Raw genomic sequence first — 15544 nt, 5'->3', positions numbered from 1 at the left:
CCGATAGGGAGTAAATCTCAACTTACAGTTACTTGCCTCGCTCTGCCCGCCCCTTCATGACTGCGCCATCGAAGGAGAAAGCATGATCGAACGACGTTTCTGGTTCGCCCTGCTTGTCGCCGCCATTCCCGGCGTGGCAGAGGCCGAGACCATCATTTTCGACCCGGCCGTGGGTAGCGAACGGACCTATCACCTCGAAATTTCCATGGCTTCCGGCTTCAGCGATTCAAGTTTCCGCGACAACCAGTTCGTCTCGGCGCTGACCCGCTTTGTGGTCACCGGCCGCGACGACGATGGCGCGATCGGCATGGATGTCTTCCCTTTGTGGCTCGCCTATGACGAGGGATCGCGGGTGACGAGCACAGCCTTCGGCGACGCGCCCGACGACCTTGCCCTGCTGATGCGCGAGGGCTTTTCCGCCACGATCGATCCGGAAAGTCACGGGCTCAAGGATTTCGCCCCGCGCGGCGATGCCGAGATGCCCGAGGCCATGCTGGCCCAGATGCGCGACCAGCTCGGCCAGCCGGTCCTGCCGGTCGAGATCGAAGCCAAGGAAGGCTGGTCCACCACGACCACACTGCCGGGGGTCGCCGATGTCGAAATCACGGTCAGCACGGTAACGCCGGATGCGGTTTTCCTCAGCTATGAGGGCGCGTCGGCGGATACGAGACTGTCCGGCGTTTCGGTGCTGGCGCGCGACAGCGGCTGGGTCGAGCGCTCGGTGATGACCTATGATACGCGCATCAATCCCGGCGCGGACGACGAGCGCTTCTCGCGCCAGACCATCGCGATGGCGAACACGGAAAGTCCCTTCCCGCTCTATACCCACGCATTCCGGGGTGAGCCTGAATGGCATGACATGCCGACCTTTCCGTTTTCATCCATCGTCATGCCGCCCGAGCCCGACATGGTGTTTTCCGGCAAGCCGGGAGAAGCCGACAGGCATGGCAAGACCTACACGCTGAGCTTCGCCCACGATCCCGCAGCGGGTAGCAATATCGGCCGTTTCGCGCTTCATGATTTTCATCTCTTCGACGGCGAAACCGAGTTGCCGACGCAGTTCATCGCGACCTCGCCCTTGACTGTTCCGGGCGATGGCGGGTTCCGGACGGTCTCGCGGGCGCGCCCGGTCGGCATCGGCGATGTCCGCGCCGATCTCGAACGGGCGACGGCGCTTCGAGCCGATGTCGACTGGTATCCGTCGGAGCCTTTCACACTCACGCTGCGACCGGATGCCGACGGGAAGGCCAGCATAAGCCGCAATGGCGCCACGGCGGAAATCCGGCCGACCGATGATGGTTATGAACTGCTGCTCTCCGGCAAAACCTGGGACTTCTTTGGTCTCTCCTTCCCGGAAGGCAGCGACGTCAAGGGACAGATCTATGCCGCCGACAGCGGCGCGGACTGGCTGACGCCGGAGGAAAGCCAGGCGAGACGACTGGCGCTTCCGGATTACAGCGGCCTCAAGGTTGTGCTCAAGGCTGAAACCGTGCCGGAAAAGATCGAAATCCGCGTCGAACGCTATGCCGAAACGCCGGCCGCTACCCGCGCGGTCACCTTCCGCACCGAGCGCGGCAAGCGCCTCGATCCCGACACCGAACCCGAGACGCGGGCGCTTTATCCGGATGGCGCGCCGCCGGCGCTCGATGCACTCACGCCCGAAGGCCTTGATCTCGCCGCGGTGCGTTTCAAGCTCGCGACGACGCAGGCAAAGCACTGCGAAGCGGGGCTGGATGAGCCCGTATCGCTTGCCGGTCACGACCTGGTCTTCGAAACGCAGGCGGATGAACAGACGGGAACGACGACGCTGCAGCTTGAGACCGATGACGGCATCCGCACCCATTTCTACGGGCATGACCCGATCACAGTCGTGATCGATTGCGAAGCCACCGTCGGATGGCGCAAGGTGAGCGAAGCGCTCGATCCCGCGCGGCCATGGCTGGTCGATCCGGAAATCCTCGGCGCGGACAGCACCATGACGATCGGCGCATTCAACGCGCGTTTCCGACTTGTCAACGCCGAGGGTACCGCGCTGGCGCTGGTCATGCCGGATGGCACGCCCCTTGCCCCCGACGAAACGCTCGCTGCGGCGCTATTCGAAGACGGCCATATACGCGCCGCCGGCTGGCCTGAACGGATCCTTGAAGCGGACGCCGGTTCCAACCCGGTGACCCGACGCTTCGAGATCCGCTTTCCCGATCTGCCCGAACCGAGGGAGGATGCCCGATGAAAACCGCTCTCGCCTTTCTGCTCGCGCTTGCCGCGAGCACGGCACATGCCGCCAATGTCGATGAAAATCTGGCTCCCGCCCCGCACGGCGCCTATAGCTACACGCCGCCGGAAAAGGCAAAGGACGGCGTCTATATCATCGATATCTACGACGAAGACGATGACCGTTATGCCCGCGTCTGGAACACCGCCCCGACGCTGGATGAAGGCCGCAAGGTCGGAAAGATCGAGACCTTCTATCCCGGCTCGGGCTACCTCAAGACCCGCGTTCCGCTCAACGAGGCCGGCCGCCGCGACGGCGAGATGGTAACCTTCGACGAGGATGAGCATCTCGTGGGCCGTACGCCTTATGAGGATGGAAAGAAAGACGGCACGGAGGTCCGGTACTGGGCAGATGGCAAGACCCAGCGCGAAACCACCTGGAAGGATGACGTGCTAAACGGCCCGTGGCGCCTCTATTATGAGGACGGCACGCTTTCGGCCAGAAACAACCATGTCGACGGCCATATCGATGGCGTGGAACGCAAATACCACGAAAACGGCAAGCTTGCCGCCGAGGTCCACTGGTCGATGAGCCGGCGCGACGGCCCCTACAGGGACTATGACAAGGACGGAAACCTCATCCAGGAAGGCCATTATGTCGGCGGCGCGGCCGATGGGGTCGTCACCGAATACTGGCCTTCGGGCGAGCGCCGGGCCGAACGTCACTATGAGATGGGCAAACCGACCGGCAGTGCAAAACGCTGGTCGCAATCGGGCGAACTGGTCGCCCAGACCGATTATGCCGAGGATGGCAGCGAACTGAGAAACCGGAAATGGAAGGACGGAGCGTTGATCTGGCTCCAGGAACCGGTGCAGATCGACGGCCGCGGAGAAGGGCAAAAAACTGTCGAGCATTACGGCAATTTCACCGAAACTGAGATCAAGGCCGACGGCTATCTCCTCTTCACCCGATATCTCAACGATCAGCTGCTGGACCGCACCGAGCTGGTTGACGGCGAATATCGCGGCCTGTTCGTATCGACAACCGAGATCGACCAGATCACCACCCGCGTCCATTATGTCGACGGCAAGGAGGACGGCCTTTACACTCGCGCCTGGCGCGGGCGGGAGTGGGACCGGGGCTACTACGACCACGGCAAGCGCGTCGGCGACTGGCGGCGCGTCGAGCACTCCGGCGACGTCATCCACGAGACCTATGACGATGACGGCAAGCTGACGGGTGCGCAGCGCACATACGGGACGAACGGCGAGCTGAATCGGCTCGCCACCTATGACCATGGCGTATTGAAAGGACCCTACAAGGAGCTGGATGGCGACCGGATGATTGCCGGCGGCCGTTATGTCGATGGCGAAAAGCACGGCGAGTGGCTGGAACGGGTGCCCTACCGGGATGAAACGCAACAGGGCAGCTATGACCACGGCATCCAGGAAGGCCGCTGGACGACCTTTGACGGCAACGGCTACCGCATCGCGGTCACAAGCTTCAGCAACGGCATGAAGGATGGGCCGAGCTACATCCTGGCGGAAAACGGAGCGCTTGAGGAAGTGCAGATGTGGAAGGAAGACCGGCGCGACGGCACCACCACCTATTACGACACCGAGGGCCAGGTTTCGCATCAGCTATGGCGCGATGGCCGGCCGCAGGCAGACACATTGCCCGCCAGCAATTTGCCGTAAGCGAACATCCTAGCGGCGTCGACATAGTTGAGGTCTCATTCGACATGGCGCAGGAGCCCCACAGGCTGAAATGGTCCAGAGACTGATCACGACAATCGGCATCGAACGCCTATACCGATCCACACTTGATACGAGACTCTGCTTGCTGCTCGCCGGTTTTCCAGGACCTTGAGTGGGCCATCAGACGACGGGATGCAGATGCCAATCGAGGAGTGGGCGGGCGGGCCACGGTTGAATATCGAGGTCTTGAAGGGATTTGAACCAGCAACCCGCGGCGTGATTGCTATCCGCTTGGAAACTCTGGTACCCACGGGCGTTGCATGATGAAGTGACGAAACCGCCGCCGTAACCCGATGGCCAGGTGGCGGCGCTATGGATCGGGCCACAGGCTCACCAGCGCCGGCGGCAGGCTGTTGCGGACGGCTTCCGCCTTTTTCTCAGGCAGTTTTTGAGCCCAAAGCCAGAAAACATCGGCGGTCAATGATTCTGGCGGCGAATGGTGACCTTTCACCCTCTGATAGACGCGCTGGTGAAAGACCTCGGCGCTCGGAGGCGGATCGGGTTCATAATCCAACGCCCAATCGGCTAGGAGAATTCCACGCTCCAGAGCTGGAAGCGCGTTCGCCATCGCGATAACAGCGCCGGGAGCGATGCTCCGCCGCAATTCGAACATCACCGCGCGCATGAGCGGTTCGGTCTGGTTGGTTGTGGTGAGACCGGTGCGATCGATCAAATCCCGGCACCACTCGACATGCAGCCGCGTCGCATTTTCCACGTCATATGGATGTCCCATGATTGTCCTTCGTTGTCGGGCCAGCAAATGTCCTAATCTCAGAGCTCACTTGTCCTGGCCGCGCTCCCTTATGCGTGTCGCAGCCAGCAAAGCGCCGAAAGACATGACGACCAGCGTTCCGAACGCGATCCGATAAGCTGTCGCCGATGCAAAGACGCCGAACTGCTCGATGACGGCGACCATGGCAATCGCGCCCAACGCGCCACCCAGACGCTGGGCGATGTTGATCAGCGTCGCGGCGTCAGCGGTTCTGGTCTCGTCAACCTGATTATAGGCAGCCGTGATCGCAGGCATCTGGGCCAGAGCCAGGCCGGCTCCGCGTGTGACGAGAACAAGGATGATGGCGGGAAGTGCGATAGCGGCGGAGGTTAGGAAAGGAAGTGTCGCTATGACCAGCAACCCGCATCCGGTCAGCGATACCCATCTTGGTCCGTAGCGATCCGTCAACGCTCCCGCTGCCGGCAGAATGCAGGCGGAGCCAAGACCCATGGCCATGAGCATGAGGCCGGCTTCCGTTGACGTCTGTCCAAGGCTCCTCTGCAGGTAGATCGGCAGAAGCAGCAATCCGCCATACATGGCCGCGCCGGTCAATCCGGCCGTCACGACTGGCGCGGAAAAACCCGACCGCGCAAGAAGGGCGACATCGATCAGGGGATCGGGCGTTCGGATGGCGTGGACGACAAAGGCGGACGTCAAAACAGCCCCGAGGAACAGGATTGCCAAGGAGAGCATGCCGATAGTGCTCGATCCGATCTCCGCGGCGCCGTAAAGCAGCAACGGGAGGCCGAAACCGATGAGCATCAGTCCGCGCGCGTCGATCCGAGCCTCCTCCGATCTGTTGCCGGGCGGTACCAGACGCGCGGCGCCGATCAGGGCCGCGGCGCCCACCGGCCCATTGATCAGAAACAGCCACCGCCAGGAGCCCGTATCGATCAGCACGCCGCCAAAGGCTGGTCCCAGGGCCGGCCCAAGGGCGATGGCAAACCCCACGATCCCCATGAGCCGCCCCAGCTGACGCCGTTCGGCGATGGAAGCCAGAACCGCCTGACCGGCGGGCACCATCAGCCCGGCTGCAAGCCCCTGCAGGCAGCGCGCCCCGATCAGCTGCGTCACGGTTTGCGCGAGCGCGCAAACGATCGAGGCGAGCACGAAGGCAAGGATGCTGGCTTTCCAGAGGCGACCGTCGCCAAAGCGTCGGCCGAGCCAGCCGGTGAGCGGCAGCGAAACCGCGAGTGCTATCAGGTAACCGGTCGCCACCCACTGAACGGACGACAAGGGCGCGGCGAGGTCGGAACGGATAGCTTCCAGCGCAAGGTTGGCGATGGTCGAATCGAGCATCGCCATGAAAGCGCCGGAGCCGGTGATGGCGGCGACCGCCCAAAGCCGGCCTGGAATTTGGGGAGGTGAAAGCGACATGGCGTTCAACGCGTGCGAAAGATGACAATGGCGAATCTTTATGATACATCCGTACCATAAAAAATGCCCATAAGCGAGGCCGACCGCCCATGCCACGAACCGTCGACCACGACGAACGTCGCTCCATGATCCTGGAAGCCTTCATGCGCCTCGCCGCGCGTGAGGGGTTACATGCCGTCTCCCTGCGCGGCGTTGCCGCCGAAGCCGGCATCTCGCTGCGATCGGTGCAGTATTATTTCGAGACCAAGGCCAGGCTGATGCAATCGGGCCTCGACGCTCTCGAGACCATCAGCAATGAACGCCTGAGTGCCCGTCTTCAAAGTCTTGGGCCGTCGCCCGGTGCGCGCGCCACGCTTGAGGCCTATTTCGCCGTTGCACTTCCCACCGATCACCAAAGCCGTCAGTTTCACCTGCTCTGGACCTCCTATGCGATGCTCGCGATGACCGACCCGGAGATTTCGGACCGAACCTTCGTGGATGGCCCCGACCGGCAGCAGGAGCGGATCGCATCACTGCTGGAGAAGGGAAAATCCGACGGCGCGTTTCATGCCACCCTCGATAGCGAGATCCAAGCAACCATCCTGTTATCCCTGATACATGGCCTCGGAACCGCGGTTCTCGTCGGCCAGCAGACGGCAGAGCGCGCGTTTGCGAGCTTCGGGCATCACCTTGACCGTTTGACCGCAGAGGCAAGCGGAAAGCCGGATCGCGATCGGCAGCGTTCAGAGTAAATACCGTCTCCGGCCTGGCAGAAAACGCTCCCATCCACCGATTGAGAAGACGAACCAAGGAGCAGCCCTTGATGACAGACCTCATCCTTCCTGCAACCGCTCTTGCCACAGCGCTCGCCTTCATCGGCCTTGGCGGCGGCCTCTACGAGGTCGGTGTGATTGATCCCGCCTGGCCTCGACGACCGGACCTGATACAGCCCGATCATGGCGGCATATCGCGCAAGCGCTTCTGGATACCGGCACACGCGACTTTCGAAGTCCTGCTCATCCTCGCGCTTGCGCTCGCATGGTCCATTGCCGAAGTGCGGTTCTGGCTTCTGGTCGCGATGGCAAGCCACGCCGTCATGCGGCTCTGGTCGGCCTTCGATTTCATTCCGAAGGCGCTCGCTTTCGAAAAGGTGGCCACCGGTCCGGACACGGAAACCGCTGCAAGGCGATGGACGCGCCGAAGCCTGGCGCGCCTGCCGCTGGACATCATTGCCTGCGGCGCAATGCTGGCCGCCACGATTGCAGCGGCAGGGATCGCATAGGCACCGCGGGGCAAAGGCCAAGGACGGAGCAAGTTTTGAGCCAAAATGCTTGGTCTGGCATCCAGCAAAAATCGTCCCGGAGAAGTCACCGACGCAAGAATGGGTCAAGACGGACAGTCATTGCTTTCCCCGGATCGATTACCTCACGGCCCGAACTCAACCACAGCCGCCGCTTCGATATTGTTGCCATCCGGGTCCATGGCAAATGTTGCATACTAAACAAGCAATGTCAGGGCGACCAGGATCAGCACCATAAGGCCAGTGAAAAGGGCTAGACTCCAGCTGCCGAAGCGGTTTCTCAAAGGGGTAGGCTGATAACAATTTGAGCAAACCTTGCGACCAAAACGCAGGTCGCGACTGCAGTATCTGCAATGATAAATTCGCATATTTTTTCCCGCGCCTCCGCCGCCTATTAGTTGGGAGGCGTCTGATCATTGGCGGTCTCCGGTTTTCACAAAGGAAATCGTGGAGACTTGCTCAAGAAGTCAGCCACTCTCTCGCAGGGCATCGGCCGCCCGAAGAAATAGCCCTGAGCGAACCGACAGCCCATCTGTTTCAGAGTGGCGGCCTGTTCTTCCGTTTCCACGCCCTCAACCGTGACATCAAGGTCAAATCCGTGTGCGATGGTCAATATAGCCTCGATGATTGCCTTACTGCCTCGCTTTCGCTGGAATTCGCCAACGAAACTCTTGTCGATCTTGATGTTGTCGATCTGAAACTTTCCCAGATGGGCTAGCGATGCATGCCCGGTCCCGAAATCGTCAAGTGCGACACGTATGCCGGCATTGCGCAAGGTCCGGATCTTGCTGCCGGAGGCAGCTTCATCGCGACCCAGCAGCACATCCTCGGTCACCTCGATCTCGATCCGGTCTGCTGGAACTCCGTGGTAACGAAGCGCATTGACGATCCCCTCTGCAATTCTGGGATGACCGAAGGCGACATTCGAGAGATTGAAAGCGATGATGCCAATGTCGAAGCCTTGGCTGCCAAGAAATCGGACGTCACGCAGAACTCTTTTGAACAGGTAGCTGGTCAATCGAAGACTGAGCCGTTGATCTTCAAAGCATGCCCAGAAAGCCGCCGGAGCAAGTATGCCTCGCGTAGGGTGGTGCCAACGCGCGAGAACCTCGAAGCCGATAACCTGTCCTGTGTTGAGGTCGATCTTCGGTTGATAAAACGGCATCACCGCTCCGTATCGCAGAGCGGATTCCATTTCTTCGAGGACGCGGAAACGGTCTTTAATGACCTGGCCCATTGCGCGGGTGTAAAGCCTGACCTGGTTGCGTCCGTGCCTCTTGGCGTCAAAGAGAGCTATATCGGCGGCTGTCATCAGTTCTTTGCGATCCTGCGCATGTTCCGGGTACGTAGCCAGTCCCACGCTGGCCTTGACCCCAAGGGCATGTCCGTCATGGTTGATCTGCCTACTTGTGATGCGCACGATTTTTTTTGCAAGTTCCAGACCGCTGACCCGATCATATCCGTATGCCGCTACGGCAAACTCATCACCGCTCAGTCGTGCCGGCGTGATTTTTCTGCCCGCCAGCTTTTTCAATCGTTCCGCGATTTCCTGCAAGAAAGCGTCTCCGGCGTCATGGCCGAACGAGTCATTGATTTCCTTGAAAAAATCGAAATCAATTATGCAGACACTCACGCTTTCCTTTTCCTGCGCGGCCTTTCCGATCATGTTGTCGAGATGTTCGCCGAACGAGAGGCGATTGGACAGCCCGGTCAACGCGTCGCTGTGAGCAAGCTCGTGTATCCTGGCTTTGTCGTTCTTGTGGTCTGTAATGTCGAAACTGATACCGACGAGACGGGAGCTGGAGACCTTCCGCACCCGAGTTGCCAGCCAGATTTCCTCCCCTTGCGGCGTTATACACCGAAACTCGACCTCTTCGGGCATTTCGGACCGCCCAAGATTCTCGCGAATATGCCGGTCATCCGGGTGTATTCTCATCAACACTTCGGCCAGAGGTCCCGATGCTACGCCGATGAGGTTTTCGGACTTCTCCGATCGCGTGACGTAACCTGTTTTGAGATTCTGTTCCCAAGCCACCATACGACCAGCCTGTAGAGCAAGCTTCAACCAATGCTGACGTTTGGTTCGACTCGCCCAGTCAGTTACTCTTTTCGATGAGTTCTCGGCTTTGTGCGCGATTTATGTCTCTCCATTTAACCAACGAACTACATATCGCCGTTTTATACATTGTTACAACACGGAGATTGACAATGCGCAACCTAAAACAAGGCGTCTAGACCTACATCGAACAGTGCGCTGCCCCTTGAAGAATGGACCTTTTGATGTTGGAGTTTTCCGAAGTATCTTCCGGCTGGAAGAGGGACTGGAAGAGACTAAGCCATCAAAGCTTTCGGATGCTCAAAAGTGCTTACTCAGAAGCCAGCGATAGCGGTGTGCAAGTGGCTGCGCTTAGTAGCCGAACGACTGACTTTAACTGGATCAGAATCTTCCAAGAGCTTGATGGGATACGAACCGAAGACCTGCTCACTGTAGCCGCTGAACGGTTAACCGGTTTGCATTATGTGTGAAAATCGACATAGGGGTTCGACGCCGATTTACATCTAAACTTCTATTGCAATGAATTTTTGAACAGGAGAGGTAATAAAAGTAAAGCGAAAACAAAGATGAGGAAACAAAGCAGCCAAAGGGGCCAGCGCCGATTGTAAACAGGCGTATCACGACCGCACCGACCACAGGCCGACGTCCCGAAACGCAAGCTATGACCGCAAGAACAGACGAAGAGGCGCAAAGCCCTCCTGTTGGAGCGGCCGGATCTGGAAGGCTGAAATCTGTCGTCAAAAGTCATTTTTGTGATAGGGCCGTCAAGGTTTGGCAGTAGCCGCGAATTTTTCCTGCCAATTCAAAGAAAAGGACACGGCCGAGGCACAGCACCGGTCGGACGCCAGCCAAACCGCGAGCACCTCGAGAAAGCGCGCCCTCTCCTCTTTGCGGTAGCTGGCATTTGATATCTCCGGTCCCGTGGGCTCTCCATGAGCATTCGCAATCGCTGCCCATCGGATCCACATTCTGACTAACGGAAGAAAAACACCTTGTATCGCTCGAACGTCCTTAATTATGTGTCGAACGTCCTGAAATGACATTCTCCGGCACTGCGCCGGTCCGTATCAGAGGCGCGTATACCAGTCAGACCAGATATATTTGGATGCGGCGGCGTTTGAGGAGAGCGCGGCGCCCACAAGCGGCTGGCGACTGGCTTCGCCCGGCGTCATTCCGTATTGCCGGCGAAAAGCCTTTATGAAGGCGCTCTCGGATTGGAACCCCACCGACGTGGCGACGATGTTGATCTTGGGTTGCGGCGCCAGCGGATCGGTAAGCTTCTGATAAGCCGCCGCCAGACGTCGCTGACGCACGAAAGCGGCGACGCCACCATGCGGTTCGAAGTGGGCATAGAGCCGGGAGCGCGACATCCCGAACCGTGCAGAGATGTCCTCCACCGTGAGTTTGTCGCTATCGAGGTTGTTGTCGATATGCTGGCGCACCTCCTGCATCAAACTCTTTCGCAGCAAGGTCTTCTGGTCACCGGTGAGGTCCCTGCCGCCGTTGATGACAGCAGCGAGGAAATGGACGAGCGCCGAAAAAACCTGCGGGCCGTCCTCCGCCTTCATGGTAGGCGCCATGCGATAGACATCCATAACATGAGAACGGAAAAGGCGGGCGAGCGGAATGTCGCCGCGGACGCGACGATAGTGCTGTCCGTCCGGATCATGCAGCAACGGAGCGAGCCTGCTGCGCGGAATGGCGAGCGCCATGAGGTCAAAGTCCTCATTGACGGTGTCGAGGGGTTCGGTGTTATCGAAAATGCAGATGTCGCCGGCATCAAGCGTGATATCGCCGCCCAGCGCGCGGGCATGGCACCGCCCTTTTCGGAATATCTGAACCATGTAGTTGTCAATGCCGTCTCGGCCAATCTGGGCACGGCTGCGCGAGAAGGGCTGTTCAACGCTTATACAGCGACCTAATGTCCCGATCCCCAGCATGAAGCTGTTCATCTCGACCCGAAACGGACGCCTGGCAGCGTCGTCACGAGTGGGTACGTAAAGCTGACTAATGGCTTCTCGCCACTGTCCGTAATCGGTGCTAGAGAACGAATCGCGCGGGATCAAATCCTCACCGATTGGCCCGGTTCTGGTCTCTTCTGGCAAAAAAGTCTCCCTATGGAAGCAGTACTGCCGACACCTCTTTTCTTCTCCTAGCTTGACGAAAGATCCGCTGAAGCGCAAGTCGCCTCGGCGGCGGGCCTGCCCATCACTGGCCTCTTGGTTTCGTCTCCCGCTCGCTTGGATCACCGGGAAGCGCAATATGTCGCTGTTCGCGCTCCCAGACAGCGATATGTCCTTGAAGAAAGTTGCTTTGACGTACCTTTCGAAACAACCGCTTGACACTCTGAGCTGTGTCCGCGGTCTGCGGATTTTCAACGTTCGGCGTAGCCACGAACACGCATGCAGGCTCGACCACTGCAACAAAACCCGGCCGGATCAGAACCTTGTTACGAAGCTGAGGTTGAAGCGGTTGGCATCGCCATCTGCATTGCTGGCGCCATGGGCGTATTCGAGCGTGAGGCTGCCGTCATAGGGGCTGTCGATCTCGGAGGCGGCGAAGCGCACGCCGACGCCGAAGGCGCCCGCGCGGGTGATCTCGTCTTCCAGCACGGTCGGCTGTTCGAGCCTGGCGATGCCACCTGCGGCAAACACGTAGGGGTTTGCCGAAATTGCAAAGCCGGTATGGCTTTCAAACGGCCGGAACGTGTTCGGATAGGCAAATTCGGCGCGCATGGCCGCGCCGGTATCCGCCTCGATCTCACTCACCATATAGGCCGAGACCCAGTTGAGCCCGCCAAGGCCCATCTGTTCCGACGAGGCCAGCGGCTTGCCGAACGAGGTCTGCGCCTTGGCCGTCAGCGACAGATTGAAGAGATCGCCGAGTGGCTGAAGATAGCTACCCTCGGCCTTCAGCCTCTGGAAATCCGGCTCCGCGCCATCGCGCGACATCGGCAGTGCCGCCGTCGGCTGATAGGCCCCAAGCCCGTCGAGACCGAGCGACAGCGTCGCCGAGCCCGCAACCCTTGCGCCGGAGGTGAAGAAATAATCGCCGGACTGGGTCAGCCGGATCACCCGCAGCCGGTCCAGCGTGAACGGCGTGGTAAGCACAGGCGACCTGAATGTCTGCTCCTCATCGACAATATCGAAGCTGATGGTGGTCGACGCATTGGCGGCGCGGCTTCTCAGCCAGTCATAGCCGATATTGGTCGAAAGCCGCTGGTAATGGTCGGGCAGGTCATAACCAAGCCCGGTATCGGAACGCGTGCGGCTGTCGACGCCCTCGACATTGAGCCAGACGCCGTTGGTGCCCATTGGCAGCGTAAAGCCCGCCACGATCTGTCGGTTGCGCGGGTCGTCGGAGAAGAAATTCCCCTCCGAAAAGCCCGGCCATCCGCCGACCTGCAGATAGCCGACCTCGCCGAGGCCCAGGAGATTGTCGAAATTGACGCCGGCGCTGATGGAGTAGTCGCCGAGTTCCTCGGTCAGATCATTGGCAACGCCGATAAAGCCGGTCACCGGATCGTAGCGGCCGGAAAGCTCCAGCAGCGTGCCGCCTGGCGTATCCCCGCGCTTCAGGGTCGACGTCATGTCATAGCCGGGCGTGTCTCCGGCCAGAAGCAGACGGCGCTCGATTTCCTTCTCGCTCGGGTTTTCGGCATCGATCAGCGGCGCCATCACTGCGTCCACCCGGCGCCTTACGGGCTCGGGCAGAGCCGCGGTGTCGACGCCCTCGACATAGCCGGAACTAACCACCAGTTTCAGTTTCTGCCCATCCTCGATCGTCTGCGGCGGCAGCGACACGCGCACCAGCGGATAGCCGGCGCGGATATAGGCAAGCTCGAGCTCGTTTGCCGCCCTGAACAGGTCGGCGGCGCTGACGCGCTTGTCGGCGAACTCTGCCTCTATGCGCGCTGTCTCGCCGGCAAGCGCCGGCAGCCCGCCTTCGATATCAAGACCCGAGGGCGTGACGAACAGCTGATCCGCCCCTTCCGGCGCTTCCTGCCCCGTCGATTGCGGCAGGACAAGTCCGCCGCTTGGCTGACGGATCACGGGCGGGGCATAGGAGGGCTCGACTACCTGGCCGGCGGTCTGGGCAAACACGGTGCTCGTCTGGAGCGCGCCGATAAGAAAGACGCCTGCCAGCGTCACGGCGTTCATTGAAATTCGCATTTAGTCCCACTCCAGCAATCTCGCCCGCATCAGCGGATCATTCCAATGCAATGCCCGGGTCCCGTTACCGGCACACAATCAGCGTCTGCGCCCCAGTCCCGCACAGAGTGAAGGAAACCAGCGATTCATCGGCCACGATCAACGGGCTGCCCGGGTTCCGCAAACCAAAGAAAACCATTGGCCCCACCGGCCCTGTAAAGGCGTCCGGACCGAACTGCGCCCCGGGAAGGGGCAGGCTGCCCGCGACCGCCGGGGCCGGGATCGAGAGAACCTCAAGTTCGCCCGGCACGAAGGTGATGGCATAATTGGGGTTCTGCGCATCCGTCAGGCTGCCTGCCGTAATCGCATAGACGCCAACCGGCGCATCGGCCGGTGCGCCGGCGCTGGCGAGCGTGCCCGACAGCTCGTCGCCATTGACGAGTTTACCGGCGCTGACAAACCAGGTGAACGCGCCCGCCATGGTGCCGACCTGCTTCTCGGCATCATTGGCGGTCACGGTCACCGCGCGCGGGGTGACGGCAAGCGTGTTGCCCTCATAGCTGATCGCGTAATTGCCATTGGCGGCATCGGTCACCGAGCCTTGCGTGATCGCATAGGAGCCGACATCCGCGAGCCCGGATACACCGGCGCTTTCAAGTTCGCCCGAAAGGCTATCGCCATTGGCAAGCCCCATGCCGCCAACCGTGTAGCTCAAAGGCCCGAGATCGCCATAGGTCTTGGCGGCGGCATTGGCCGCAACCGTGATCGCACGGCGCTGGACCCTCATCGACCCGGCCACATAGCTGATGTCGTAATTGCCCAAGGCAGCACCGGAAAGCGCGCCACCCGAAGCGGCGGTGCTATAGCCGGTCCCGACATCGGAAGACGAGGTCGCATCCGTCTTCACAACAACACCGGAAAGCAGCGACCCGTTCTGGCCGTTCTTCCAGCCCGACACCGCGTAGCCGATCGTCGGCAGGGCATCACCGTAGATCATCGAGCCGTTATTGGCCGTGACCGTCAGCAGTGCCTTGTTGACCGTCAGCGTACCCTTGTCATAGCTGATCACGTAGTTCGAAAGACCCGTGCCCGTCGCGCCACCGGCGACGATGTCGTAACTGCCGGCATCAGCCTCTGCATCCGCGCCAAGGCTCTTTTCGGAAACGGCGGAGACGCTGTCGCCATTGACGAGCCCGGTGGTGGTGAAGCCGGTCAGGCTGGCCGTATCGCCATAGGCCTTGGACGCGTCCGATGCCGTCACCGTCAAGGCCCGCGGCGTCACAGCGAAACTGCCATCGACATAGTCGAGCATGTAATTGCCGAGGGCCGCGCCGGACAGTTCCCCGCCAGCGGCAAACGTGGAATATGTGCTGCCGACATTGGAGATCGAGCTCGCATTCGTGGCAACGTTCACCCCGGTCAGAAGCGCATCGTCCTGTCCGTTTCTCCAGCCGCTGACAGAGTAGCCGATCGTCGGCACGGCATCGCCGTAGATCATCGAGCCATTATCGGCCGTGACCGTCAGCGTGGCCTTCTTAACCTCGAACGCGCCTTTCTCATAGCTCAGCGTATAATTGCCCATCGCAGCGCCCGAAAGCGTGCCGCCGGATGCGGTCGTGATGTAGCTGGTCCCGGCATTCGAGGTCTTGGTGGCATTCGTGCCGACGCTGACGCCCGTCAGAAGCGCGCCCGTCTGATCGTTCTTCCACCCGGTCACCGTGTAGCCGATATCGCCGGGAACGTCGTCGCCGTAGATCATCGAGCCGTTATCAGCCGTGACCGTCAGCGCGGCCTTCTTGACCTCGAACGCGCCTTTCTCATAGCTCAGCGTATAATTGCCCGTCGCATCGCCCGAAAGCGTGCCGCCGGCTGCGGTCGTGATGTAGGTGGTCCCGGCATCCGAGGTCTTGTCGGCATCCGTGGTGACGTTCACCCCNNNC

The 15544-nt window shown here is 60.4% G+C and carries 10 protein-coding genes; 4 read left to right on the top strand and 6 right to left on the bottom strand.

Annotated features, from left to right (window positions below):
* Positions 1-82: 82 nt before the first annotated feature.
* Positions 83-2230, top strand: a complete 2148-nt coding sequence (locus HPQ62_RS12420) for a hypothetical protein (RefSeq protein ID WP_174802879.1) — start codon at positions 83-85, stop codon at positions 2228-2230.
* Positions 2227-3909, top strand: coding sequence for a toxin-antitoxin system YwqK family antitoxin (locus HPQ62_RS12415; protein WP_174802878.1), 1683 nt, complete (start codon positions 2227-2229; stop codon positions 3907-3909). The genes HPQ62_RS12420 and HPQ62_RS12415 overlap by 4 nt, the downstream gene beginning before the upstream one ends.
* Positions 3910-4279: 370 nt before the next feature.
* On the opposite strand, the gene HPQ62_RS12410 is transcribed toward HPQ62_RS12415, so the two are convergent.
* Both HPQ62_RS12410 and HPQ62_RS12405 read right to left on the bottom strand, forming a co-directional pair.
* Entirely contained in the window at positions 4280-4702 is a 423-nt protein-coding gene (locus HPQ62_RS12410) for a DUF2267 domain-containing protein (protein WP_174802877.1), read from the bottom strand.
* Positions 4703-4747: 45 nt separating this feature from the next.
* Positions 4748-6118, bottom strand: a complete 1371-nt coding sequence (locus HPQ62_RS12405; protein WP_174802876.1) for a DHA2 family efflux MFS transporter permease subunit — start codon at positions 6116-6118, stop codon at positions 4748-4750.
* Between the two features lie 89 nt (positions 6119-6207).
* On the opposite strand from HPQ62_RS12405, the gene HPQ62_RS12400 reads away from it, so the two are divergent.
* Complete coding sequence (locus HPQ62_RS12400; RefSeq protein ID WP_244629669.1) at positions 6208-6849, top strand: TetR/AcrR family transcriptional regulator; 642 nt, start codon at positions 6208-6210, stop codon at positions 6847-6849.
* 71 nt (positions 6850-6920) lie between these two features.
* On the top strand, positions 6921-7379 hold the full coding sequence (locus HPQ62_RS12395; protein ID WP_174802875.1) for a hypothetical protein: 459 nt from the start codon (positions 6921-6923) through the stop codon (positions 7377-7379).
* A 451-nt stretch (positions 7380-7830) separates the two neighbouring features.
* Here the strand turns inward: HPQ62_RS12395 and HPQ62_RS12390 are convergent, their stop codons facing one another.
* The 4 genes from HPQ62_RS12390 to HPQ62_RS12375 all read right to left on the bottom strand — a co-directional run bounded on the left by HPQ62_RS12390 (position 7831) and on the right by HPQ62_RS12375 (position 15363).
* Entirely contained in the window at positions 7831-9435 is a 1605-nt protein-coding gene (locus tag HPQ62_RS12390; RefSeq protein ID WP_174802874.1) for a putative bifunctional diguanylate cyclase/phosphodiesterase, read from the bottom strand.
* Positions 9436-10520: 1085 nt separating this feature from the next.
* Positions 10521-11558: a helix-turn-helix domain-containing protein gene (locus HPQ62_RS12385; RefSeq protein WP_174802873.1), complete on the bottom strand. Its 1038-nt coding sequence runs from the start codon at positions 11556-11558 to the stop codon at positions 10521-10523.
* A gap of 333 nt (positions 11559-11891) precedes the next feature.
* Positions 11892-13625 (bottom strand): ShlB/FhaC/HecB family hemolysin secretion/activation protein, encoded by a 1734-nt coding sequence (locus HPQ62_RS12380; protein WP_174802872.1) that lies wholly within the window; start codon positions 13623-13625, stop codon positions 11892-11894.
* Between the two features lie 64 nt (positions 13626-13689).
* A complete protein-coding gene (locus tag HPQ62_RS12375; RefSeq protein WP_425312628.1) occupies positions 13690-15363 on the bottom strand; it encodes an MBG domain-containing protein in 1674 nt (557 codons plus the stop codon).
* Positions 15364-15544 lie beyond the last annotated feature (181 nt).

The organism is Martelella limonii (genome assembly GCF_013344475.1).
GTDB classification, from domain to species: Bacteria; Pseudomonadota; Alphaproteobacteria; order Rhizobiales; family Rhizobiaceae; genus Martelella; species Martelella limonii.
This window is presented reverse-complemented; position numbering and strand designations above follow the sequence as displayed.

What these genes read in the sequence shown, in the direction of transcription:
- HPQ62_RS12420 (WP_174802879.1), top strand. Translation starts at nt 83, where the DNA reads ATGATCGAACGACGTTTCTGGTTCGCCCTGCTTGTCGCCGCCATTCCC.
- HPQ62_RS12415 (WP_174802878.1), top strand. Translation starts at nt 2,227, where the DNA reads ATGAAAACCGCTCTCGCCTTTCTGCTCGCGCTTGCCGCGAGCACGGCA.
- HPQ62_RS12410 (WP_174802877.1), bottom strand. Translation starts at nt 4,702, where the DNA reads ATGGGACATCCATATGACGTGGAAAATGCGACGCGGCTGCATGTCGAG.
- HPQ62_RS12405 (WP_174802876.1), bottom strand. Translation starts at nt 6,118, where the DNA reads ATGTCGCTTTCACCTCCCCAAATTCCAGGCCGGCTTTGGGCGGTCGCC.
- HPQ62_RS12400 (WP_244629669.1), top strand. Translation starts at nt 6,208, where the DNA reads ATGCCACGAACCGTCGACCACGACGAACGTCGCTCCATGATCCTGGAA.
- HPQ62_RS12395 (WP_174802875.1), top strand. Translation starts at nt 6,921, where the DNA reads ATGACAGACCTCATCCTTCCTGCAACCGCTCTTGCCACAGCGCTCGCC.
- HPQ62_RS12390 (WP_174802874.1), bottom strand. Translation starts at nt 9,435, where the DNA reads ATGGTGGCTTGGGAACAGAATCTCAAAACAGGTTACGTCACGCGATCG.
- HPQ62_RS12380 (WP_174802872.1), bottom strand. Translation starts at nt 13,625, where the DNA reads ATGCGAATTTCAATGAACGCCGTGACGCTGGCAGGCGTCTTTCTTATC.
- HPQ62_RS12375 (WP_425312628.1), bottom strand. Translation starts at nt 15,363, where the DNA reads ATGATCTACGGCGACGACGTTCCCGGCGATATCGGCTACACGGTGACC.